Here is a 20580-nt window from a genome sequence, read left to right as displayed (position 1 = left end):
TTCCAGCTACCCTGCCGATCACGTGAATAGTCATTGATCGACGTCAATGACGAACGGCGCCTGCCATTCTAGCGAGTGGTTCATCGGAAAGGCGGCGCCATGACATCGCACCCATATTCGTACGATCATTTGCCAGTCATCGATTATCCGAATCACCCCGCCTATGGCACGGCTTTCCCGAAGCCAACTCTCGGCGAACGCGCCGCGGCACTCGCAAAATTCGCATCGGGCTTTGCCATGATCACGGCCCGTCTGATGGCCGACTACGAGCATCTGCCGCGCCCCAAGGATAAATCGCACAAGGTCGCCGAGCTGATCCGGCGCTCGCCGACCTATCTGCGGCTGGTGGCGACACAGAAGCTTCGGCGGCTGACGCGCAGAGCCGCGGAGCCGAGGACGACGGCCGGTGCCAACGTGCTGAAGACGCTGAACCGGGACGGCATAGCCGGTTTTCACCTCTCGCCAGAACAGCTCGGCCGTATCAGAGACCTGCTCGCTCCGCACTACCGGCGGCTTGAAGCAAGACTTGCCCAAAAGACGCCAGACCAACGCCATTTCGACGAGACGCGGCTGTGGCTCGACAAGGACGTCTTTCCCGAGATCTACGCCTATTTCAACCAACTGGGGTCCGAGCTTGGCGTCATCGACGCGGCGAGCGCCTATCTCGACCGCCCGGTGGCGATCGCCCATGTGGTGCCTCAGATCAACGACCCGAGTGATGCCTTCTGGGCCAATCATTTTCGCGACGTCGGTGTCGTGGACTCGCCCTGCGACTATTGTCACGTCGATGCGACCTACAACCTCCTCAAGTTCATCATCTATGTGAGCGAGGTCGGCTCCGACAACGGCCCGTTCACCTATGTCCGCGGAACACATCGCGCGAGCCGCAACTTCTGGGACGGGCTCATCCGCCGCGCCAACGACTATGCCAGCCTGTCGTCGACCAAGCCGCAGAACCGCCGGCTCTTCAACGCGCTACCAAAATTCCTGCAGCGCAAAGCCGCCTTCGGTGTCGATCTGCCCGCTGGCAGCGAATATGCCGACGCCATCCTCGACAACGAATGGCGCGTGACCAGCGACCAGGGCGACGCGGTCCTGTTCGACCCATTCGGAATCCACCGCGGCGGCATGGTAAGGAGCGGCCGCAGGCTGGTCGTCACCATGATGCTGACGGAACCGACGTAGGTGCGACGCCGCCGATATCGAGACAAGCCGCCGGCGGGACGGTGAACACATTTGTTCCGGCACCCCATGATCACGAAATCGCAGCCGGCGCCATATCAAAACGTTCTATCCCCCGACCACCCCGAGACCATCGTCGAGTGCTATCGATGCGACAGCGACCGGCGAACGCCGGGGCGAGGCATGATCACCGGCCTCATGAAGCGCTTTCCTGAAGGCGATGTGCGCTGCAGGCATCCGTGGCGCGTTACTTCGGGAAGGCAATCTCGCGGCCTTCGTGCGCGAGGCGCTTGAGCTCGCCTGAAACCTGCAGAGCGGTAGGAACCGGCAGATTCGTGGGCAAATCAAGCTCGCGCACCCCTAGAATTCCATATCAACGAACGCTAACCCATTGAATGCATAATCACATTTACATGAAAATCCGGCCGCACTGGAAAACAAGACACGCTCGGAAAAGTAGGATACGCAACCCCGTCAATCCTAAGCCGGTGGCCCGGAACAACTATGAATGCTCAAGACTCCAAACAGCGCGTCGCTCTCATCACCGGTGTGACCGGGCAGGACGGGGCTTATCTCGCCGAGCATTTGCTGTCGCTCGGCTATGTCGTGCACGGCATCAAGCGCCGCTCGTCCTCGTTCAACACCGCGCGCGTCGATCACCTCTACCAGGACCCGCATGCCGGCAACGTACCGTTCCTGATGCATTACGGCGACATGACGGATTCGACCAACCTGATCCGCCTGGTGCAGCAGATCCGCCCGACCGAGATCTACAATCTCGCCGCGCAGAGCCACGTCGCCGTCAGCTTCGAGAGCCCGGAATACACCGCCAACGCCGATGCCGTCGGGGTGCTGCGCCTTTTGGAAGCGATCCGCATCCTCGGCATGGAGAAGGAGACGCGGTTCTACCAGGCCTCGACCTCCGAGCTCTACGGTCTCGTGCAGGAGATTCCGCAGAAGGAGACCACGCCGTTCTATCCCCGCTCGCCTTATGGCGTCGCCAAGCTCTATGGCTACTGGATCACGGTGAACTACCGCGAAGCCTACGGCATGTTTGCTTCGAACGGCATCCTGTTCAACCATGAGAGCCCGATCCGCGGCGAGACCTTCGTCACCCGCAAGATCACCCGCGGCGTCGCCCGGATCGAGGTTGGGCTCGAGCAGACGCTCTATCTCGGCAATCTCGAGGCCAAGCGCGACTGGGGCCATGCCAAGGACTACGTCGAGGGCATGCACATGATCCTGCAGGCCGACAAGCCCGATGATTTCGTGCTCGCCACCGGCGAGACGCGGTCGGTGCGTGAGATGGTCGAGCTGGCCTTTGCCCAGGTCGGCCGCCGCATCGAATGGCGCGGCAAAGGTGTGGACGAGACCGGCGTCGATGCCATCAGCGGCAAGACGGTGGTGAAGATCGATCCGACTTATTTCCGCCCGACCGAGGTCGATCTGCTCGTCGGCGATGCCAGCAAGGCGCAAAAGGTGCTCGGCTGGAAACCGAAGCGGAGCTTTGCGCAGCTCGTCGAAGAGATGATGGCGGGCGATCTTGCCGAGGCCAAACGGGACATTGCAAATGGCAAGCGTACCGTTTGAGCTGAAGGGCAAGAGCGTCTATGTCGCCGGTCATCGTGGCATGGTCGGCAGCGCGCTTCTGCGCCGGCTGGCACGGGAGGATGTGAAGCTCGTCACCGTTGACCGGCGCGAGGTCGATCTCTGCAACCAGGCCGCCGTGTTCGACTGGTTCGCGCGGGTGCGGCCGCAGGTGATCTTCCTCGCCGCCGCCAAGGTCGGCGGCATCGTCGCCAACAACACGCTGCGCGCCGAGTTCATCTACGACAACATCGCGATCGCCGCCAACGTGATCCACGCCGCGCATGTGAACCGGGCCGAGAAGCTGATGTTCCTCGGCTCGTCCTGCATCTATCCGAAGCTGGCGCCGCAGCCGCTGCGCGAAGATTCCGTGCTCACAGGCCCGCTGGAGCCGACCAACGAACCCTATGCGATCGCCAAGATCGCCGGCATCAAGATGGCGGAGGCCTATCGCAGTCAGTATGGCAGCGACTTCATCAGCGTGATGCCGACCAACCTCTATGGTCCCGGCGACAATTATCACCCTGAATTGAGCCACGTCGTCGCGGCCCTGATCCGGCGCTTTCACGAGGCGAAGCTGTCGGGCGCCAAGACGGTCGCGGTCTGGGGCACCGGCACGCCGCGGCGCGAGTTCCTCTATGTCGACGACATGGCCGATGCCTGCGTCCACCTGATGAAGACCTATTCCGGCAGCGAGCTGATCAACATCGGCACCGGGGAGGATGTCGCCATTGCCGAGTTCGCGCGCGTGGTCGCCGGGATCGTCGGCTATCGCGGCGAGATCTCCTTCGACACCTCGCGTCCCGACGGCACGCCGCGCAAGCTGCTCGATATCAACAGGCTCGACGAGCTCGGCTGGCGCGCGACGACCTCGCTTCACGATGGCTTGAAGCGCGCCTATGAAGCCTATTTGGCGGAAAGTCAGGCCAACGGCCTTCAGCCGAACGCCTGATCGAGGACCGCGTTTGCACATGGCCACTTCCGCAAAGCTGATCATCGCGGCTCAGTTCTACCCGCCCGACACGACCACGACGGCAGTTTATGTCGGCAAGATCGCCGAGAGCCTCGCAAGAGATCGGCAGGTCGTTGTGATCTCAGCGACACAAGGCTCGCGCGCAGACGGCAAAGCCGGCAAGCCCGAGGTCGTCGAAATCAAGTGCTGGAATCCGCGCAAGTCCGCGATCGTCCAGCGCGCTCTCGCGATCTGCTTGCTTGCTGCCCAAATGTTCTTCTCGGTCCTGCGGCGGGCAAGGTCGGGCGACATCGTCTTCTGCGTCACGACGCCGTTCACCCTGCCCTACACCGTGCTTATCGCCGCCAGATTGCGTGGAGCAAAGTCCATGCTCCTGATATATGATCTCTATCCGGAAGCGCTCGAGGCCGCCGGTATGGTTCGCTCCACTTCGCTGGCGGTGCGCCTCATTCGCTTTGCCAACACGCTTCTGTTCCGGCGCCTTGATGCGATCGTCGTGATCGGGCGCGACGTGCCGCCTCTGATCGAACAATATCCCGGTGTCGTTGCGGACCAACTTCACTACATTCCGAACTGGGCGCTTATTCCGATTGGCTATCGCAAGATTGATCCGGCCAGCCGATTCCGCGCGCCGGACTCTTCCAGGTTTATCGTTGGTCTATCCGGCAATCTCGGTTTCACACACGATCCCGTCACGGTGTTCGAAGCGGCCCGCCTGTTGCGAGACCGGAAGGACATTCATTTCATGCTCTCGGGATGGGGCGTGGGCTGGGCCACGCTCAACGAGCTTTATGCCAAGGATCGTCTCGAGAATGTCACGATCATGAAACCTGTCGCCGAAGACGAACTCGTGGAATTCCTGTCGGCTGCCGATCTCTGGGTTATTCCCTATCGCCGGCATGTCGCCGGTGTCTCGATCCCCAGCCGCCTCTATAACATCTTGGCGATCGGGCGTCCGATCGTGGTCGCCTCGGAGGCCAATTCCGAAGGCGCGCTCGTGCTTGGCGAAGAGGCAATCGGATGGGTCGTTTCTCCCGAAAACCCCGCCGAGCTCGTGCGAGCCATTCGGGAAGCGGCCGACGATCGACAGACCACCATGGACAAAGGAATTCGTGCAGCCGACATCGCCGAGAAATATCGCGAGGACGTCGCTCTTGCTCGCTATCGCCAGGTGATGAACGAGGTCAGCCAGGCAGTGCACCGCAATTAGCCACAAGCGGCGCGTTCCAGGCTTTTCAAATTCTCTTACGACGATGAGAAGTTTCTGTTAGCAACCGAGTAGCGGTTGCTTAAGCAGTCCTGCTTGCGGGCTGCCGGTGCCGCGTTCCAACGCGAGGCGCCGGCTGTAAAAACGTTCTACTGCGGCGTGACAGCCCCGACGAGGTTCCGTCGGCCACTCAATTGCCTGCAACGGGACTATTTTTTGAGTGACGGCATCGTACCACCGTTAGTGAAGCTCAAGCCGGTGATATTACCCGTCACTGCCGAATTGTTTAGAATGACCTGCGTAGACGGAGAATACCGACCCGAATCCACCTGGATCGAGAACGCTGATCTCCCCTCCAGCAGCCGTCTTCGAGATCGCACCTGAGAACGACGACACCACAGACAGCAAGCGGCGACCGGGTCCACGCCCCCCTCTCTCTGCATCCATAACCGGTCGAGCCAGCTAGCAGTCGGGCGCCCATTCGGGCATGCAGAACCTGCTCACGGCGCCTTGCCTGAGTCGAGGGCTTGCGGTATCCACCGAAGGCTTTCCGCCCAGGAGAATCCAATGTCGAGCACCGGCCAAACGCTTTACCGACGCGCGCGCAAGGTCATGCCCGGCGGAACGCAGCTGCTCTCAAAACGGCCGGAAATGTTCCTGCCGGAACAGTGGCCGACTTACTTCAAATCGGCCAAGGGCGCCGAAGTCGTCGATCTCGACGGCAAGACTTACCTTGATATGAGCTATTGCGGCATCGGCGCCACCATCCTGGGCTTTGCCGACCCCGACGTCGATGCCGCAGTAAAGAGCGCGATCGACATGGGCTCTATGTCGACCCTGAATTGCGCCGAGGATATCGATCTGGCAGAGCTGCTGGTCGAGCTGCATCCTTGGGCGGACATGGTGCGTTTCGGCCGCGCCGGTGGCGAGGCTATGGCGATTGCGGTTCGCATCGCGCGCGCCGCGACCGGCCGCGACATGGTGGCGTTTTGCGGCTATCACGGCTGGCACGACTGGTATCTCAGCGCCAATCTCGGCGAGACCACCGCGCTCGACGGTCATCTGCTGCCGGGCCTCGATACCAAGGGTGTGCCGCGTGGTCTCGCCGGCCTGATGCACCCTTTCCACTTCAATAAGCTCGATGAGATCGAGGCCATCGTCGCCGCCCATGGCGAACGGCTCGCCGCCATCGTGATGGAGCCGGTGCGCTCCAGTGAGCCTGAACCGGCCTTCATCAAGGGTATCCGCGCGCTCGCCGACCGCTGCGGCGCCGCGTTGATCTTCGACGAAGTGACGTCAGGCCTCCGCATCAATTCCGGCGGTGCTCATCTGGCCTATGGCGTCGATCCCGACATGGCGGTATTCGCCAAGGCTATCGCCAACGGTTTTCCGATGGCCGCGATCGTCGGCCGCGCCTCCGTGATGGACGCGGCGCAGGAAACTTTCGTCAGCTCGACGGCCTGGACCGAGCGCGTCGGACCGGTCGCAGCACTTGCCACCTTGCGCAAGCATCGCGAGCAGAACGTCGCGCGGCACCTGATGCGGATCGGCACACGCATCCAGAAGGGCTGGACCGAAGCGTCACAGGCTGCGGGCCTGCCCCTGCACGTTTCCGGCATCTCGCCGCTCGGCCATTTCGCCTTCGACCTGCCGGACGCGCAGGAGGTGCGCACGCTGTTCACGCAGATGATGCTGGACCGCGGCATCCTCGCGACGGGCTCGTTCTACGCGATGTGGTCGCATACGGACGCCCACGTCGACCGCTACCTGGATGCGGTGGCCGACGTGTTCCGGGAGCTCCGCACCGCAGTCGATCAGAAGGCCGTCAAGCAGTTGTTGCGCGGGCCCGTGGCTCACTCCGGGTTCAAGCGGTTGACCTGATCAGGTCGTCATCCCGAATATATCGCGCACTACGTTGCGCGACGTCGGCGAGCGCGCCGCCTTCGGATACACGCCGTGCAAGATGCTGTCGGCGGCAAGCGTGCCGCCGTCGATCAGGATCGCGCCGGTCGACACGAAGGAATTGTCCCCTACCGCAGTCTTGCCGATCACGCGGCTGCCGCCATACATCACGATGCCACGCCCGAACGACGGATAGTCGTTGTCGAGGTTCGCGCCCACCGTGCAGTTGTGATAGCAAATGAAGTAATCCGAATAGCCGGCGCGCCCAAGCACGGTGCCGACAGGATGTTGGACCGCGAACACATCGGGCAGCTCGACCTCATAGAACGCATCGAGCGCGTGCAGCGCCTTGTTGAGTGCATAGGCCTTGTCGGCGATGGGATGGCCGGGCCGCTCGCGAAACGCCGAATTGGCGAGATAGTAAAGGAAGATCGCATACTGGTCGGAATGCCAATGCGAGAACCGCGCCTCACCATCTGCAAAGAAGCCCTTCAGCCTTACGCGCGAGAAGCAATGATCGACCCGGCCGAGCGCAAGGTCGACGAATTTCGGTAGGTCGCCGAGATCGACGCCGTCGGGAAACAGGTTTTCGAATTGCCTGCGCACGTAGACGGCGAGTTCGTTGCGGGCGAGCGAAAGCTGCACGGCATCAATTCCTACTCGAGAAGCTGGCGCGCACGTCGAGACCACGCGAGAACAGATGACTACGAAGCTTGATCGGGCTGTGGTCGGTGAACAGGAACATCGAGGAGATCGCCACCGCAGAGGCACCGGCCTCCAACGCGTCGATCGCGTGCTGGAGCGAGCCGCAACCACCAGAGACGATCAATGGTACGCTCAAGACGCTTGCCGCCCTGTGAATCAGTTCGAGATCGTAGCCGCTCATGGTACCGTCGCGGTCGATCGAGCCAAGCAGCACCTCCCCGCAGTGCAGGTCCTCGCAGCGCTGCGCCCATTCGATCGGGTCGAGCGCGACATGCTCGCGGCCTCCGTCGATGAATACGCTAGCATGGTTGGGGCTGATCCTCTTGTAGTCGATCGACACCGTCATGCACTGGTCGCCGAAGGTGCGCGCCGCCTCGCGCAGAAACTCGGGGCGCCGCACGGCCTCCGAATTCACCGATACCTTGTCGGCACCGGCGCGGAGCAGCATGTTGACGTCGTCGAGCGTCTTGACCCCGCCGCCGACCGTGAACGGCATGAAAATCTCTTCCGACATTCGCTCGATGATGTCGACGACGCGGCCACGCGAGGCCTCGCTCGGCACGATGTCGAGCACAATCAGTTCGTCGACGCCATAGTCGTTGTAGACTTTTGCGGTCGTCACCGGGTTGCCGGCGGCGCGCTCGTTCTCGAAGAAGCGGACGTATTTGACGAGCCTGCCGTCGCGCAGCAGGAATTTCGGTATCAGGCGCTTCTTCAGCATCGCGAGAACTTTAGGGATTCCAGCGCAGGAAATTGCTCATCAGCTCGATCCCGGTGTCCTGGCTCTTCTCGGGATGGAACTGCGTGGCGGCGATATTGTCGCGCGAGATGATCGCGGTCACCGGTTGGCCGTACTGGGCGAAGCCAACCACGTCGCCGTGATCCCTGCAGCGCATGGCGAAGGAATGTACGAAATAAAACGCCAGATTGCTCTCGCGGATATTGGCGAGGATCGGATGGTTGCGCTCCTTCGCCACCATGTTCCATCCCATATGCGGGATCTTCAAGGCAGGATCGTTCGGCATCAGCCGCAGAACGTCGGCGTCGAACCAGCCGAGCCCGCGATGTACAACGCCGTCATCGGCGTGCTCCTCGGAGGTCTTGGCGAGCAGCTGCATCCCGAGGCACACCGCAAGGAACGGCTTGCCCTTCTCGCGGACCTGGCGCTCGAGGATTTCATCGATGCCGCGGGCGCGGATGTTGATCATGGCGTCGCCGAACGCGCCGACTCCGGGCAGGATGACGTGGGAAGCATCCGCAATCGCGTCGGCATCATGGGTCACGACCGGATCGAAGCCACAATATTCGACGGCGTTCTTCACCGAGCGCACGTTGTTGATGCCGTAATCGACGATCGCTACGCCCGACATTCACCTACCTTCGGATCAAGTGGGCCAGGCAACACCTTTGAAGTATAACCAGCAAGGCGATAGACGATCAACCCCATCCATTCCCGGGCGGCTCCCTCGGCCAGCACGAGCCAGGCGCCTACGCCGCGACGCAGATCAAACGGCCTGAAGTCGGCCGCGAGGCTATAGTCAACCGGATAGGGAATGACGTCGATCCCCATCGCGCGAAAAGCGCCGATCGCCCGTGGCATGTGGACGGCGGAGGTGATCAGAAGCCAGCGCTCCGATTTCGGGAGCGGATACCTCTCTGCAATATAGACGGCACTTTCGCGCGTGTTGCGGGCACAGTCTTCGATCTGGACACGCTTCACATCGAGCCCCAACAGCACGAGGACATGTCGGGCGATCGAAGCTTCCTGCGTGTCCTTCGTCCCAAAGGAGTTCGCAACCCCACCGGAAAACAGCAATTGTGCAGCCGGGTACCTCCGGGCGATGTCCACTGCTGTCAGCAATCTGGCGGCCGATCCCACCACGAGTTGCCCTCTGGTCAAACGCTCGCCGCCGCCAAGCACCACGATCCCATCGACCCGACCGTTGATTTCGGTCACTTGGGGAAAGCGGTTTTCGAGCATCCATACCGCAATGCTGGTGAGCGGCCCGAAGCCGAAGCCGACGAGACCCAAGAGCCCGACAGTGGCGACCGCTTTGCCGGTCTCCAGAACCCCGGAATGGATTAGGACAAGCCCGGCGACACTGCATATCACCAAGAATGCCGCCGGCTCCAGCAGAAGCCGAGATATCTTGGACAGAGTGGAGAACATCTAAGCCCTCGCGCGACCTTCACAGCACGACTGGATTGATGAACTTCGACAAGTCTCTCTTGTCGAGAATTGCCCTAACGGTCTCGGGCGACGGCCGCATCCTCAAATAACGGCTCGCCACTTCATCCGTGAATTCCACGTTCTTGGTGTAACGCAGTTCCTGCGAGCGATCCTGAGGAACCGCGGGGGCATCGTACAGAGAACCGTTCTTAATGTGCTGGGCGACCGCATTCTGCGCGACGTCGACCGAGATCATGCCGAGCAGGAACGGGTCGACCGTTTGTGGCTTGGGAAGGGCGTGAAACAGGATTGGACCGCTATCCAGTCCTTTCGTGATCATATGAATGGTTCCGCAGACGTAGTCGGCGTGACCGTCTTCAATCGCCCAAAAATTGCAGGAATTGCCGCGGTAGTAGGGCGATGCGCCCATGTGAATGTTGATTGCCCGCTTCTCGATCAGGAACTCGGCGAGCGGGCCCTTTAGGAAGCTCGCACCGAACACCACGTAGTAGTCGGACTGCAGCGCCGGTGCGAGCGCCTTCATGTCGACATCGTTGATGTCACCGAGAAAGAGAGCGAGAGACGTAACATTGTCTGGAGGAAACGCCACATCTCCGAACGTTTGCTTTTCCGCCGCACGCACATGGAAGAAATACTCCTCCATCACCGGAGAGGCGACATAGTAGTCCTTCTTCTTGCCGGGAAAGAGCGTCGTGCATTCCTGGATTGCAAATACATGATCGGCGACGTTCGCCAACTTCTCGATGAGCCGAAAATGCCGCGGCTGATTGCTGGTAAATACCGTCACCCTCACTGCACCACCTCCCGTATCAAAACGCTATGATCCCGACGCGGCAATTCCAGCGAGGAATAGGCGGCCTGGTCTGCATCGGCGCGAAAGCCGACCTCGATCCCAAGGCGATCGAGCAGCCGCAGTGTCGACCCGTCGTAGGAATTGCAGGGGTGTGACATCGTCGTGGGCTTCTCGCCGAGAATCGTCTCTAGGGCAGCGAAGTTCCGCTCGTATTCCCACGCCTGCCGGTCTTCCGCGAAGCGAGCAAGGTCGGTGGGATGCGTATGCGAATGCAGGCCGACAACATGCCCCCTGCGGTGCAACTTCGCTATCTCGTCATCGCTCATCAAAACAGCACGCGCGATCTCGTCCGGATCAAGGCCATGGTTTGCGAGCATCCGGTCCATCACGGCAAAATAGCGCTCCTCACCCAACAGCGCATCGCGGCTCTGGCGAAACTTGCAGTCATTGAGGCTATAGAACGAGGGATACATTGGAAAGCGCAAGCGATCGAAGCGCGCTAGCCACGTCGTGACCTCATCACCGTAGAGCTGGGCGGCAAGCCCGAAAAACTCCTTGTAGAAGTCTTCGATGTCAGCGAAGCGAACCGTCCGAAAATACCTGTATACTTCGAGACGAGGCAGCCGCCGGTCCGTCGAATAGCAGGTGTAGACGAACCAGAATCCGGTTAGGCCGTAGTGCTCGAGCACCGGGACCGCCACGTCGAGTTGGCACTTCAGATTGTCGTCAAAGGTAAGACAGGTCTGTTGCGGCTGCAGCGTGCCGCCTCGGAATGCCGACAGCCACTCTCGCGCCGGGAGGATGTTTCCCGGCCCGACATGCTCGATCAAAGTGGCGAGTTCGTCAGCGCTGATCGCCCCCTGCCCGCGAGGGTGATGCTCACCGCAAAAATGATGAAACATCAAAGCGGGAGCCGCAGCTCTCGTGTTCTGCATCAAGCGCGCTTTCCTCGCACCACCGTTCGATTATCCCAGCTTGATTCCCGGATGGTTTGGCCACGGCACGTCTGTCCTGTCCCACTTATCCATATCAGGCATCACCCGGCCGCTCTTCACCTCGTTGGGCGAGAATTGCCACGGATCGACTTGGTGACGCATAGCCACGTCAAGGAACTGCTCCTCCGTCAAATCGAGATAATTGAGGAACAGGTCGAGGCTCGGCGGACGCTTGCCATCAAATTCGTTGACGAGCGCAAGCCCTTCGTCACGGCTGATGCGACCGTTTCGGATATCGATGTTGACCAGGTGATTGGTCCGTCCCATGCCGCGCTTGATGTATTTCAGGTAGTCGCGCACGCCCTGGAAGAAGCACTCGATCTTCTCGTAATCATACTCCGGCGGGATGCCCTCGACCTCCTGGCCCTTCCAGCCGAGCTCGCGCTTGATGATCTCGACGTGCTTCTTGGTATCCCACTTGATGTAGTTGCCGAGACAGACTGACCGGCACTTGATCCGCATCAGGTCTTTCCTGGCAGGATAAGCGAACGGATAAAGATCGCGTCGCGCAACACGGCCGCCGAGGAATTCGTACATGTCATCGGCGGTGATGCCGAGATTCATGACGCGGTTGAAGCGCTTCTCGTCGACCTCTTCCATCTCGTCGTAGGAATAGAACGATTGGTATTCCGCCAGACTTTCGCCCCAGATCAGCAGCGGCGTCTCGTAACGGATCGCGATCTGCATGGTGTGGGCGTAGATTCCGGTGTGGCAGTGCCAGCAGAAGTCGCCGCGGCGCTTCAGCGATTCTAGCATCAGCTCACGTACAACATGCCAGTTCGGCGTGAAGTTCAGCACGTCGACGCCAAGCTGCTTGAAGACGCTGGTGTTATTCTCTTCGACCAGCGGACGGTAGAACCAATGGTCGAAGCGCACCACCAAGGGCTTCAGACCGAGCTTTTTGACGACGTACCAGAGCTGGAAAACGCTGTCCTTGCCTCCCGAATAGGGCACGATGCAGTCGTACAGCCCCTTGTCGCGATATTGCGCGACCAGTTCCATCATCTGGTCGTGGCGCTCTTCCCAATTGATCTGGGTGTCCCGGACCTCGATCTGGGCGCAGACGCTGCACGAACCGGCTTCGTCGAACGACGTGGCCTCTGCCGTTTCCGGCAATAAGCATTTGCTACAGCTCAACATTTCGGAGATTCTCGCAATTGAATGATTTGCTGCTGGCTTACCACGCCGTCCACCCCCCGTCGACCGCAATGCACTGGCCCGTCACATAGGCTGCCAGATCGCTCGCAAGGTAGGCCACAGCGCCCTTCATATCGTCCTCGCGTGCCATGCGGGCAAGTGGCGTCCGGGCCACATAGCGGCTCAAAAACGGCTCCGGCGTGGCCCTGAAGACGCCCCCTGGCGCGACCGCATTGACGCGGACCTTTGGCGCCATCGTCGTCGCCAGCCAGCGTGTCATCTGGATCAGCCCCCCCTTGCTCGCGGCATAGGCGGCCGGGTTCCCGAGCGGCGTTCCTTCGTAGAGCCGCCAATCGGGCCCGGCGAGGCCGTAGATCGAGGAAATATTGATCACACTACCATGGCCGGACCTTGCAAGGTCCCCGGCCGCGGCCTGGATCAGCACGAAGGGCGCGGTGAGGTTGACCTCGATCGCCCGCCGCCAGGTCGCATCCGACTGCTGCTCGAACGGCACCGCCCAGCCTTCCAGCCCGCTGGTGCCGACGAAGGCGGCGCAATTGACGATGATGTCGATGCCACCAAATGTCTCGCGCACCCGCTGCGGCAGATCCTTCACGGCGTCGCTCCGCTCGAAATCGCAGTCGAAAATCGCAGCCTTGACCGAATGATCGGCGGTGAGCTTCGCCGCCGCCTCAGTGCCCGCGGAAGCCGCGATATCGACCAGGGCGATGGCGGCACCGAGTTCGGCAAGACCCGAGGCAATCGCGCGGCCGATATGGCCAGCGCCGCCGGTGACAACGGCGACGCGGCCGTTGAGCGACATCATCTCGCGGAGGGAGCGTTCAGTGTTCATCCGAATATCCTCTGGAACTCGTCGGAGGCACGCTGCAGATCGTCGAGACGGCCGACGTCGATCCAGTACTCCCGCAGCGGGAACACAACGGACGGCTTGTCTTTCGCGATGGTCCGCTCGATGAGCGTCGGCATGTCGACGGCCTCGTTGGCGTCGAGATGATCGAGCACGCCGGGATCGAGCAGATAGACGCCGGCATTGACGAAGAATTTCTGCGTCGGCTTCTCGCGAATGCGGACCAGGCGATGGTCGTCGAAATCGATCACGCCGAACGGCACGGTCACCGAATGCTCGCGCACACAAACCGTGGAGAAAGCCTGGTGCTCGCGATGATATTTCAGCATCTGCTCAAAATTCACCGTCGTCAGCAGATCACCGTTCATGACGAAGAATGGCTGGGTCGGCCGCTCCGGCAGCAGCGACAGGGCCCCCGCAGTACCGAGCCGTTCGTTCTCCTGGAGATAGTTGATCTCCACGCCCCAAGCCGACCCATCGCCGAAATAATCGCGGATCATGTCGGCCTTGTAATTGACCGAGATGAAGAATTTGCCGAAGCCTGCCTTTACGAAGCCGCCGAGCACGGTCTCCAGGATCGGCTTGTCGCCGACGCGAATGAGCGGCTTCGGGATCTCGTCGGTAAGCGGCTTCAGCCGCGAACCGAGACCGCCGGCCATCAGCACGACCCAATGATCGGATTGCTGCGCGAGCGCGAGATCATCGATCAGCTTGACCTCGACCACCCGCCCCTCGGGATCGACAAGCGGGAGCTGATGGATCGAATGCTTGCGCATAAGATTGAGCGCGGCCGGATTCGAAATCCCGACCGACGCCGTGATCGGCGTGCGGTTCATCACGAGCCTAACTGAGGCGTCGAGGCCGACGCCGCCAAGCAGCGCGCGCCGCACGTCGCCGTCGGTGACGGTGCCGACGATCCTGCCTTCGCGCTCGACGATGGCGAGCTGCAGATTACCCTGATCGATCCGCCGCAGCGTTTCGATCAGCGGCGTATCTTCATTGACGACGAAAGCACCCTTCATGACAAACCAATCCTATTCGTTGCCGGCGAACCCGCCGGCCGCGACATCCTTTTTAACCACCGCGCCCGCGGCAACGACGGCTCCGGCGCCCACCTTGACGCCGACCAACACAACGGCCGCAGCGCCGATATGGACGCTCTCGCCGATCGATACCCCCCCGCACAGCACCGCCCCCGGGGCGACATGCGCGTGATCGCCGACAATGCAATCGTGCTCGACCACCGCGCGCGTATTTACCAGGACGTTTCGCCCGATCCGCGCCGCCGGCTGGATCACGGCGCCCGCCATCACCTGCGCCCCGTCGCCGAGTTGTGCATCGGATGCAACGACGGCGGAGGCATGTGCGATCACAGGAAACTTGTAACCCTGGGCGGCAAACCGATCGAACAGGGCGCGCCGGCCCGACAACCCTGAATCGCTACGCGAGGCACGATTGCCGAGACCATTGGCCAGCTCGACCGTGTCGGCGGCCATCTTCAACACGTCGTCGTCCGATCCCGTGATCTTGACACCACCAATCGCCTCGCCAATCCGTGCGACGTTGCGGTCGGCGACGGCTGCGGGATGGATGCCACAGCTCAGCAACGCTTCGATGACGACACGGGCGTGACCGCCGGCGCAAAGCACGATGAAACTCATGGCTCAAGCGCTTCGTTGGCCGCATAGTCGCGCGCGGCGGCCTTGCCGAGATAGCTCCAATATTCGATCGGCGGAATGCCGCCGCCCGGGCGCTTGACGCCGAGATTGTCTTCCGTGAAGCGCTCTCCGGCGCGCACAGGACGAAGCACAACGAGACTGCGGCGGGCTACTACGCGGTTTGGAATCTCCTCCGGCGCAGGCACCTTGCGGCCATCACCCAGCGCGGCTTCGACGTCGCGGATCGCGGCGATCATCGCCGCCATTTCATCCGGCTCGATCGAGGCGCGGTGGTCAGGCCCCGGCAGATTGCGATCGAGCGTCAAGTGCTTTTCGATCACGGTGCCACCGAGCGCCACCGCTGCCGAAGCGATGTGGATACCACGGCTGTGGTCGGAGAAGCCGACAGGCAGGCCAAACGCATCGCGCAGCGTCGCCATCGCGCGCAGATTGATCGATTGCGGATCGGCCGGATATTCGGTGGTACAATGCAGCAACGTGACTTTTGCGCGCAGCTCCGTCCAGGTCGCGCGGTCGAGCAACAAATTCGCGAAATCAGCGGGCGTCGGCCGCGCCGTCGCCTCACGGAGATAACCGAAGGCAATGACGCCAAGCGCCAGCTCCACTTCGGCGAGTGTCCCCATCCCGGTCGACAGGATGATCGGCAGGCCAAACCGCGCCAGATGCAGCAAGAGCGGCGCATTGGTCAGGTCGCCCGAGCCGACCTTCAGCGAGGAGACACCGATGCGGCGGACCAGATGCGTGGCGCTATCGGCATCGAACGGCGTCGACATATAGGTAATGTTGGACGCCGCGCAGGCCGCTGCGATCTGCTCCTCGTCATCAGGGCTGAGCTCGAGCGCACGCAGCATGTCGAGCTGCGACTGTGCCGTTCCCGTGGTCGCTTGCTGGTAGCTTGCCTTCGCCGCCCCGGCGGTCGCGAGCTTGTCGGCTCGGAACGACTGAAACTTGACGGCGTCGGCCCCCGCCCGCGCCGCCGCCTCCACGAGCGCCATCGCGCGCGCGCGATCGCCATTGTGGTTGACGCCAGCCTCAGCAATGATCAAGGTTTTGCGATGCATGGGGTTTTGTCGCCGGGGCGAAGCGAAATCGCCCGCCAATCAGGTGGTTGTCTTAGTCGAGCACGCTGGTAAAAGCAACGCAGGCTAGCGGTTTGCGGCGTTCCCCAGGGCCTCGCAAAGGCCGCAGAGTGACGAATCGCGCTTGTTCGCAATGACCCTGACGCAGGATTGCCAGTTGCCAATGACAAACTCGCCCGAAATATTGTTTCTGCTGGTCGGCCGCGGCGGATCGAAGGGCCTGCCCGGCAAGAATCTTCGCGAAATCGGCGGCCTCAGCCTGACAGGTTACAAGGCGATCGCCGCAAAGCAGTCCCGCTACTGCTCGCGCCTGATCGTCTCCAGCGACAGCGCCGAGATCCGCGCCGAGGCAACGCGGTATGGTGCCGAAATGCTGTTCGAGCGGCCGGCCGAACTCGCGACCGACACCGCCTCCTCCAACGACGTGGTGCTGCACGCCATGGATTGGATCGAGACGCATGAGAAGCGGCGCTACGAGGCCATCATGCTGCTGGAACCCTCCTCGCCCTTCGCGACGCCAAAGCATTTCGACGCGGCCGTCGAACTGTTTGCCGCGCGCAAGGCGAGCCTCGTGGTCGGCATGCGCGAGACCGAGGTCTCCTCAATCTTCGTCGGGACGCTTGGCCCGGACGGCTCGATTGGAAGCATTGTCGAGAAAATGCTGACCACGACGGCGCAGCGACGGCAGGATCAGGCCGTCGAAGTCACCATGAACGGCGCGCTCTATCTTGTCGGCTGGGACGCGATGCGCAAACATCGCAAGATCTATGCCGATCCGTCCGCGAGCTACGGCATCATGATGGACCGCATGCATTCGATCGAAATCGAGAGCGCGGCCGATCTCGCCTACGCGTCCTACGTCGTCGAGCACGGCATGCTCGACGCTTCGCCCTGGCGGCGGCTGTCATGAGCGCACGCCGCCGTATCGCCGTCGTCACGGGTTCGCGCGCCGACTACGGTCTGCTGCGGGGCATCCTGACGCGGCTGAAGGCGGCCGACGACGTTGCGCTGAGCGTGATCGCCTGCGGCATGCATCTGGTGCCGCGCTTCGGCGAGACCTGGCGGGCAATCGAGGCCGACGGCTTTCCGATCGCCGCAAAGATCAACTTCGCACTCGATGACGACCGCGCCGAGACGATCGCGCGCGGCACCGGCCTCGGCGTCACCGGCTTTGCCGAGGTGCTGCCGAAGCTCGCGCCTGACATCCTTGTTGTGCTTGGCGACCGCTACGAGGTGTTAGCCGCAGCCGTTGCAGCGACGCTCTTGAACATCCCGATAGCGCACATCCATGGCGGCGAGATCACCGCGGGCGCCTTCGACGACGCCATCCGCCACGCCATCACCAAGATGGCCTGCCTGCATTTCGTCGCCGCCGAGCCCTATCGCCAGCGCGTGATTCAGATGGGGGAACCGCCAGATCTCGTCTTCAACGTCGGCGCGCCCGGCCTCGATCTAGCGGATACCGCGCCCCCCCCGAACCGCGCCGAGTTGTTCGCAATGCTCGGCATCGCCGGCCCTGAGCGCTTCCTGCTTGTGACCCTGCATCCGACCACGGCGCGGCCGCAGGCTGACGCCGCCAACATCGCAGCGCTCTTCGGCGCGCTCGCCGAGGTCCAGGACCGCAGCTTTATCTTCACCGGCGTGAATGCCGATCCGGGCTATCGCGCCATCGACCACGCAGTCAGGGCGTTTGTCGCGACGCACGGCGATCGCGCCCATCTCTTCACCTCGCTCGGCAGCGAGCGCTATTGGGCGGCATTGCGGCTCGCGGACGCCGTGGTCGGCAACTCCTCCAGCGGCATCCTGGAGGCGCCGGCGGTTGGCGTGCCCACGATAAACATCGGTGATCGCCAGAAGGGGCGACTTCGCGCCGCCTCGGTCATCGATTGCCCGGCCGATTCGACAACCATTCTCGCCAGCCTGACGCGCATCTTCGAGGGCCAGTTCCAGCCCGATCCGGGCATAGTTCCGCCCTATGGCCGTGGGGGTGCGTCTGACGCAATCGCTGGAACCCTTAGAACGATCGACATCAAACGCGCTTTTCCGAAGCATTTCCATGATTTAGCGGCAACACCGGAGTTGCCCGGAATGATCGGATAAGTGCCCGCGATTATTGCCTGTGCGGCGCCTCAGGCTGTATAGATCGAGGCGAGCTTGAAACGAACCACGCTCGTTCCGGGAGAACGCGACATGACGACGATCGATTCACTTTCCGACGTGACGCCGGTGGCCCGCGCCGTCGAGATTGGTGAGCTTCCGATTCCGCCTTATCGCGGCACCACGCTTCCCGCGATTGATTACGATGCGCATCCCGCCTACGGCGGCATGCTGCCGAAGCCGACATTCCGTGAGCGCATCTACGCGCTGAACGTATTCCTGCGCACGTTCGCCTTCGTCACAATCCGCCGCATCGTTGACTACGACAACATGCCGCTGCTGACCAAGGAAGCCGGCTTCAGCGGGCTTAACGCAAGGACGGCACTCCGCTACATCTCGATGTATGCGCGCATCCGTGCGAGCCGCGCGATCGGCGCCCTGACCGGCGCGCGTCGTCCCGCCAAGCCCGCGAACCCGGCGCTGCTCAACAAGATCAAATCCGACGGCATCGTCTGCCTGACACTTGCGCCCGACGAGATCGAGCAGATCCGCAGCGTGACCAATCCGGGCTTCGCCAAGCTCGACGAGCGGCGCGCCAACATTCCGCCGGAGAAGCGCAAGTTCGACGACAACGTCTATTGGTGCACGCGCTCGGCCGATCCGCAGGCATTCGCCACCGTCGAAAATATCTTCAAGCGCTATGGCATCATGGAAGCGGCGAGCGCCTATCTCGGCCGGCCGGCCGGCGTGAAGCACGTCAACGCGCAGATCAACGACCAGGACCTCGCATTCTGGAGGCGCGTATTCCCGGATACGCAACTTGCCGATCCCTGGGGCAGCTACCTGCACATCGATGCTACCTATGGCATGCTGAAATGCGCAATCTACATCCATGACATCGGTCCGGACGGCGGTCCGTTCTGCTACATCCGCGGCAGCCAGAACGCAAAGATCGGCTGGTTCGAGGGCATGGTCCGACGTACCAACGATTTCTCCGGCTTCTCCAGCCGACGGCCCGACGCACGCAAGAAATTCATGGCGCTGCCGGCGTTCCTGCGCAAGAAAGCTGATTTCGGCGGCGACCTGCCCGACAATTCGACGGAGGTGGCGCGGCTGCGCGAGGGCCACTTCGCCGCGACCTCGAACTACGGCAATTGCGTGCTGTTCGACGGCAACGGCATGCACCGCGGCGGTATGGTCAACAAGGGCGAGCGTCGCTGCCTGTTTATCCTCCTGGCGGAAATCTGACGTTACACCTGGACTACGCGTTGCGCAGCTTGCTTGGGCGCTTGAGATATTCGGCGAGTTGTTCGGGGCTGAAGTAGGCTGTCTGACTGCGCAGCGGGCTGTCCTTGCGCACGAAGGCCAGATCGATCTGGGCCAGCGCGCCGTCCAGAGAGCGCATGTGCCCCTCCAGCACGTCATAAACTGCAAAGCCGGCGTCGTCACAGAAGCGAACGATATCCGCGAATTGGGGAATGCCGTGCCGCAGCGGCATCATCGTGGTCTCGAGGATGATGAGATCGATCTCGCTGATGCGCGTGCCGAGGCCCCTCAACACCTCGAGCTCGGCCCCCTGCGTATCAATCTTCAGGAATACCGGATGCTCCAGCGCCTCGGGCAACAGCGAGTCCAGCCTTCTCATCGGAGTCTTCCGCGGCTCGCCGTCCAGGGCCTTGCCCTCAACTTGCGCAAAGATACTCGAGCCCGAGATATCGTCGTGGACGTTAAATGTGATCTCGCCATTATCGCCGCCGGCTGCGACCAGAAAGTATTCGGCATCGAGCCGCTGCTTGAGCTGCTCGAGAATCGGACGGCATTCGGCCACCGGCTCGACCAGAAAATACTTGGCGCGCGGAAACGCGTCGTAGATTGGCGATGTGCCGAAGGCAATGCCGACGTCGATCACTGTCCTCATATCGAAGCCGAGCGACTTCAGATGTTTGAAGAACAGGCGAAAACTCCTGACCGGCGCATTGGTGCGCATGAGGCGCAGCCCGACGGGTTCCAGGACGTTGTTGATGGCCTGAAACGCGGCCGAGACGAATGCCTTCATGAAGCGAGAGCCGGTTGGGCCAAAGCCGAGGTGGAGGATCGCGATCGCAAATGGCCGTTAAGCTCGATGGATGTATCACAGTTTGCAATCGACCGGTCGGTTTGGTAGATCAGCTCGGCAGGCAGGTCA

At 61.8% G+C, this 20580-nt stretch carries 21 protein-coding genes; 9 read left to right on the top strand and 12 right to left on the bottom strand.

The features are described from left to right. Positions 1–99 precede the first annotated feature (99 nt). The 5 genes from BM374_RS28970 to BM374_RS28950 all read left to right on the top strand — a co-directional run bounded on the left by BM374_RS28970 (position 100) and on the right by BM374_RS28950 (position 6830). The gene (locus BM374_RS28970; protein ID WP_092300415.1) at positions 100–1185 is read left to right on the top strand and encodes a phytanoyl-CoA dioxygenase family protein; all 1086 of its coding nucleotides are present in this window, start codon (positions 100–102) and stop codon (positions 1183–1185) included. Between the two features lie 501 nt (positions 1186–1686). Beyond that, complete coding sequence (gene gmd / locus BM374_RS28965) at positions 1687–2772, top strand: GDP-mannose 4,6-dehydratase (protein ID WP_092300412.1); 1086 nt, start codon at positions 1687–1689, stop codon at positions 2770–2772. Continuing rightward, positions 2753–3721, top strand: a complete 969-nt coding sequence (fcl, locus tag BM374_RS28960; RefSeq protein ID WP_092300409.1) for a GDP-L-fucose synthase — start codon at positions 2753–2755, stop codon at positions 3719–3721. Before gmd ends, fcl begins: the two co-directional genes overlap by 20 nt. Before the next feature lie 19 nt (positions 3722–3740). Beyond that, positions 3741–4952, top strand: a complete 1212-nt coding sequence (locus BM374_RS28955) for a glycosyltransferase family 4 protein (protein WP_177248593.1) — start codon at positions 3741–3743, stop codon at positions 4950–4952. 564 nt (positions 4953–5516) lie between these two features. Beyond that, entirely contained in the window at positions 5517–6830 is a 1314-nt protein-coding gene (locus BM374_RS28950; RefSeq protein ID WP_092300403.1) for an aminotransferase class III-fold pyridoxal phosphate-dependent enzyme, read from the top strand. Here the strand turns inward: BM374_RS28950 and BM374_RS39205 are convergent, their stop codons facing one another. The 11 genes from BM374_RS39205 to neuB are packed head-to-tail and all read right to left on the bottom strand — an operon-like array spanning position 6831 to position 16280. Further along, positions 6831–7496 (bottom strand): LbetaH domain-containing protein, encoded by a 666-nt coding sequence (locus BM374_RS39205; RefSeq protein ID WP_210188600.1) that lies wholly within the window; start codon positions 7494–7496, stop codon positions 6831–6833. A gap of 4 nt (positions 7497–7500) precedes the next feature. Then, positions 7501–8277, bottom strand: a complete 777-nt coding sequence (locus BM374_RS28940) for an imidazole glycerol phosphate synthase cyclase subunit (RefSeq protein WP_092300400.1) — start codon at positions 8275–8277, stop codon at positions 7501–7503. Between the two features lie 10 nt (positions 8278–8287). Next, complete coding sequence (gene hisH / locus BM374_RS28935) at positions 8288–8926, bottom strand: imidazole glycerol phosphate synthase subunit HisH (protein ID WP_092300397.1); 639 nt, start codon at positions 8924–8926, stop codon at positions 8288–8290. Further along, on the bottom strand, positions 8914–9726 hold the full coding sequence (locus BM374_RS28930; protein ID WP_092300394.1) for a YdcF family protein: 813 nt from the start codon (positions 9724–9726) through the stop codon (positions 8914–8916). Before BM374_RS28930 ends, hisH begins: the two co-directional genes overlap by 13 nt. 19 nt (positions 9727–9745) lie before the next feature. After that, positions 9746–10540 carry a formyltransferase family protein gene (locus BM374_RS28925; protein ID WP_092300391.1) on the bottom strand — a complete coding sequence of 265 codons (795 nt, stop codon included), beginning with the start codon at positions 10538–10540 and terminating at the stop codon, positions 9746–9748. Next, positions 10537–11475, bottom strand: a complete 939-nt coding sequence (locus BM374_RS28920) for a polysaccharide deacetylase family protein (RefSeq protein WP_092300388.1) — start codon at positions 11473–11475, stop codon at positions 10537–10539. Before BM374_RS28920 ends, BM374_RS28925 begins: the two co-directional genes overlap by 4 nt. Before the next feature lie 30 nt (positions 11476–11505). After that, positions 11506–12675, bottom strand: a complete 1170-nt coding sequence (locus BM374_RS28915) for an N-acetyl sugar amidotransferase (protein WP_092300385.1) — start codon at positions 12673–12675, stop codon at positions 11506–11508. A 37-nt stretch (positions 12676–12712) separates the two neighbouring features. Beyond that, complete coding sequence (locus tag BM374_RS28910; protein ID WP_092300383.1) at positions 12713–13525, bottom strand: SDR family oxidoreductase; 813 nt, start codon at positions 13523–13525, stop codon at positions 12713–12715. Continuing rightward, the gene (locus tag BM374_RS28905; protein WP_092300380.1) at positions 13522–14562 is read right to left on the bottom strand and encodes a nucleotidyltransferase family protein; all 1041 of its coding nucleotides are present in this window, start codon (positions 14560–14562) and stop codon (positions 13522–13524) included. The genes BM374_RS28910 and BM374_RS28905 overlap by 4 nt, the downstream gene beginning before the upstream one ends. A 12-nt stretch (positions 14563–14574) precedes the next feature. Continuing rightward, complete coding sequence (locus BM374_RS28900; protein WP_092300376.1) at positions 14575–15201, bottom strand: NeuD/PglB/VioB family sugar acetyltransferase; 627 nt, start codon at positions 15199–15201, stop codon at positions 14575–14577. Continuing rightward, complete coding sequence (gene neuB / locus BM374_RS28895; RefSeq protein WP_092300373.1) at positions 15198–16280, bottom strand: N-acetylneuraminate synthase; 1083 nt, start codon at positions 16278–16280, stop codon at positions 15198–15200. The genes BM374_RS28900 and neuB overlap by 4 nt, the downstream gene beginning before the upstream one ends. A gap of 181 nt (positions 16281–16461) precedes the next feature. Here neuB and BM374_RS28890 point away from each other — a divergent pair, with 181 nt between their 5' ends. From BM374_RS28890 to BM374_RS28880, 3 genes are all read left to right on the top strand, one after another. Then, positions 16462–17208, top strand: coding sequence for an acylneuraminate cytidylyltransferase family protein (locus BM374_RS28890; protein ID WP_244552725.1), 747 nt, complete (start codon positions 16462–16464; stop codon positions 17206–17208). Further along, positions 17205–18398, top strand: a complete 1194-nt coding sequence (gene neuC / locus BM374_RS28885) for a UDP-N-acetylglucosamine 2-epimerase (protein WP_092300367.1) — start codon at positions 17205–17207, stop codon at positions 18396–18398. Before BM374_RS28890 ends, neuC begins: the two co-directional genes overlap by 4 nt. 90 nt (positions 18399–18488) lie before the next feature. Further along, the gene (locus tag BM374_RS28880) at positions 18489–19643 is read left to right on the top strand and encodes a phytanoyl-CoA dioxygenase family protein (protein ID WP_092300364.1); all 1155 of its coding nucleotides are present in this window, start codon (positions 18489–18491) and stop codon (positions 19641–19643) included. Positions 19644–19656: 13 nt separating this feature from the next. Here BM374_RS28880 and BM374_RS28875 read toward each other — a convergent pair whose 3' ends face one another. Then, positions 19657–20304 (bottom strand): FkbM family methyltransferase, encoded by a 648-nt coding sequence (locus BM374_RS28875; RefSeq protein ID WP_177248591.1) that lies wholly within the window; start codon positions 20302–20304, stop codon positions 19657–19659. Positions 20305–20334: 30 nt separating this feature from the next. Between BM374_RS28875 and BM374_RS38800 the strand changes: the two genes are divergently transcribed. After that, positions 20335–20559 (top strand): hypothetical protein, encoded by a 225-nt coding sequence (locus BM374_RS38800; RefSeq protein ID WP_177248590.1) that lies wholly within the window; start codon positions 20335–20337, stop codon positions 20557–20559. Positions 20560–20580 lie beyond the last annotated feature (21 nt).

It is taken from the genome of Bradyrhizobium sp. Ghvi (assembly GCF_900115265.1).
GTDB lineage: Bacteria > Pseudomonadota > Alphaproteobacteria > Rhizobiales > Xanthobacteraceae > Bradyrhizobium.
This window is presented reverse-complemented; position numbering and strand designations above follow the sequence as displayed.

Excerpts from the sequence above, each read along its gene's own strand:
- BM374_RS28970 (WP_092300415.1), top strand. The coding sequence starts at position 100 with ATGACATCGCACCCATATTCGTACGATCATTTGCCAGTCATCGATTAT.
- gmd (WP_092300412.1), top strand. The coding sequence starts at position 1,687 with ATGAATGCTCAAGACTCCAAACAGCGCGTCGCTCTCATCACCGGTGTG.
- fcl (WP_092300409.1), top strand. The coding sequence starts at position 2,753 with ATGGCAAGCGTACCGTTTGAGCTGAAGGGCAAGAGCGTCTATGTCGCC.
- BM374_RS28955 (WP_177248593.1), top strand. The coding sequence starts at position 3,741 with ATGGCCACTTCCGCAAAGCTGATCATCGCGGCTCAGTTCTACCCGCCC.
- BM374_RS28950 (WP_092300403.1), top strand. The coding sequence starts at position 5,517 with ATGTCGAGCACCGGCCAAACGCTTTACCGACGCGCGCGCAAGGTCATG.
- BM374_RS28940 (WP_092300400.1), bottom strand. The coding sequence starts at position 8,277 with ATGCTGAAGAAGCGCCTGATACCGAAATTCCTGCTGCGCGACGGCAGG.
- hisH (WP_092300397.1), bottom strand. The coding sequence starts at position 8,926 with ATGTCGGGCGTAGCGATCGTCGATTACGGCATCAACAACGTGCGCTCG.
- BM374_RS28930 (WP_092300394.1), bottom strand. The coding sequence starts at position 9,726 with ATGTTCTCCACTCTGTCCAAGATATCTCGGCTTCTGCTGGAGCCGGCG.
- BM374_RS28920 (WP_092300388.1), bottom strand. The coding sequence starts at position 11,475 with ATGCAGAACACGAGAGCTGCGGCTCCCGCTTTGATGTTTCATCATTTT.
- BM374_RS28915 (WP_092300385.1), bottom strand. The coding sequence starts at position 12,675 with ATGTTGAGCTGTAGCAAATGCTTATTGCCGGAAACGGCAGAGGCCACG.
- BM374_RS28910 (WP_092300383.1), bottom strand. The coding sequence starts at position 13,525 with ATGAACACTGAACGCTCCCTCCGCGAGATGATGTCGCTCAACGGCCGC.
- BM374_RS28905 (WP_092300380.1), bottom strand. The coding sequence starts at position 14,562 with ATGAAGGGTGCTTTCGTCGTCAATGAAGATACGCCGCTGATCGAAACG.
- BM374_RS28900 (WP_092300376.1), bottom strand. The coding sequence starts at position 15,201 with ATGAGTTTCATCGTGCTTTGCGCCGGCGGTCACGCCCGTGTCGTCATC.
- neuB (WP_092300373.1), bottom strand. The coding sequence starts at position 16,280 with ATGCATCGCAAAACCTTGATCATTGCTGAGGCTGGCGTCAACCACAAT.
- BM374_RS28890 (WP_244552725.1), top strand. The coding sequence starts at position 16,462 with ATGACAAACTCGCCCGAAATATTGTTTCTGCTGGTCGGCCGCGGCGGA.
- neuC (WP_092300367.1), top strand. The coding sequence starts at position 17,205 with ATGAGCGCACGCCGCCGTATCGCCGTCGTCACGGGTTCGCGCGCCGAC.
- BM374_RS28880 (WP_092300364.1), top strand. The coding sequence starts at position 18,489 with ATGACGACGATCGATTCACTTTCCGACGTGACGCCGGTGGCCCGCGCC.
- BM374_RS38800 (WP_177248590.1), top strand. The coding sequence starts at position 20,335 with ATGTTTGAAGAACAGGCGAAAACTCCTGACCGGCGCATTGGTGCGCAT.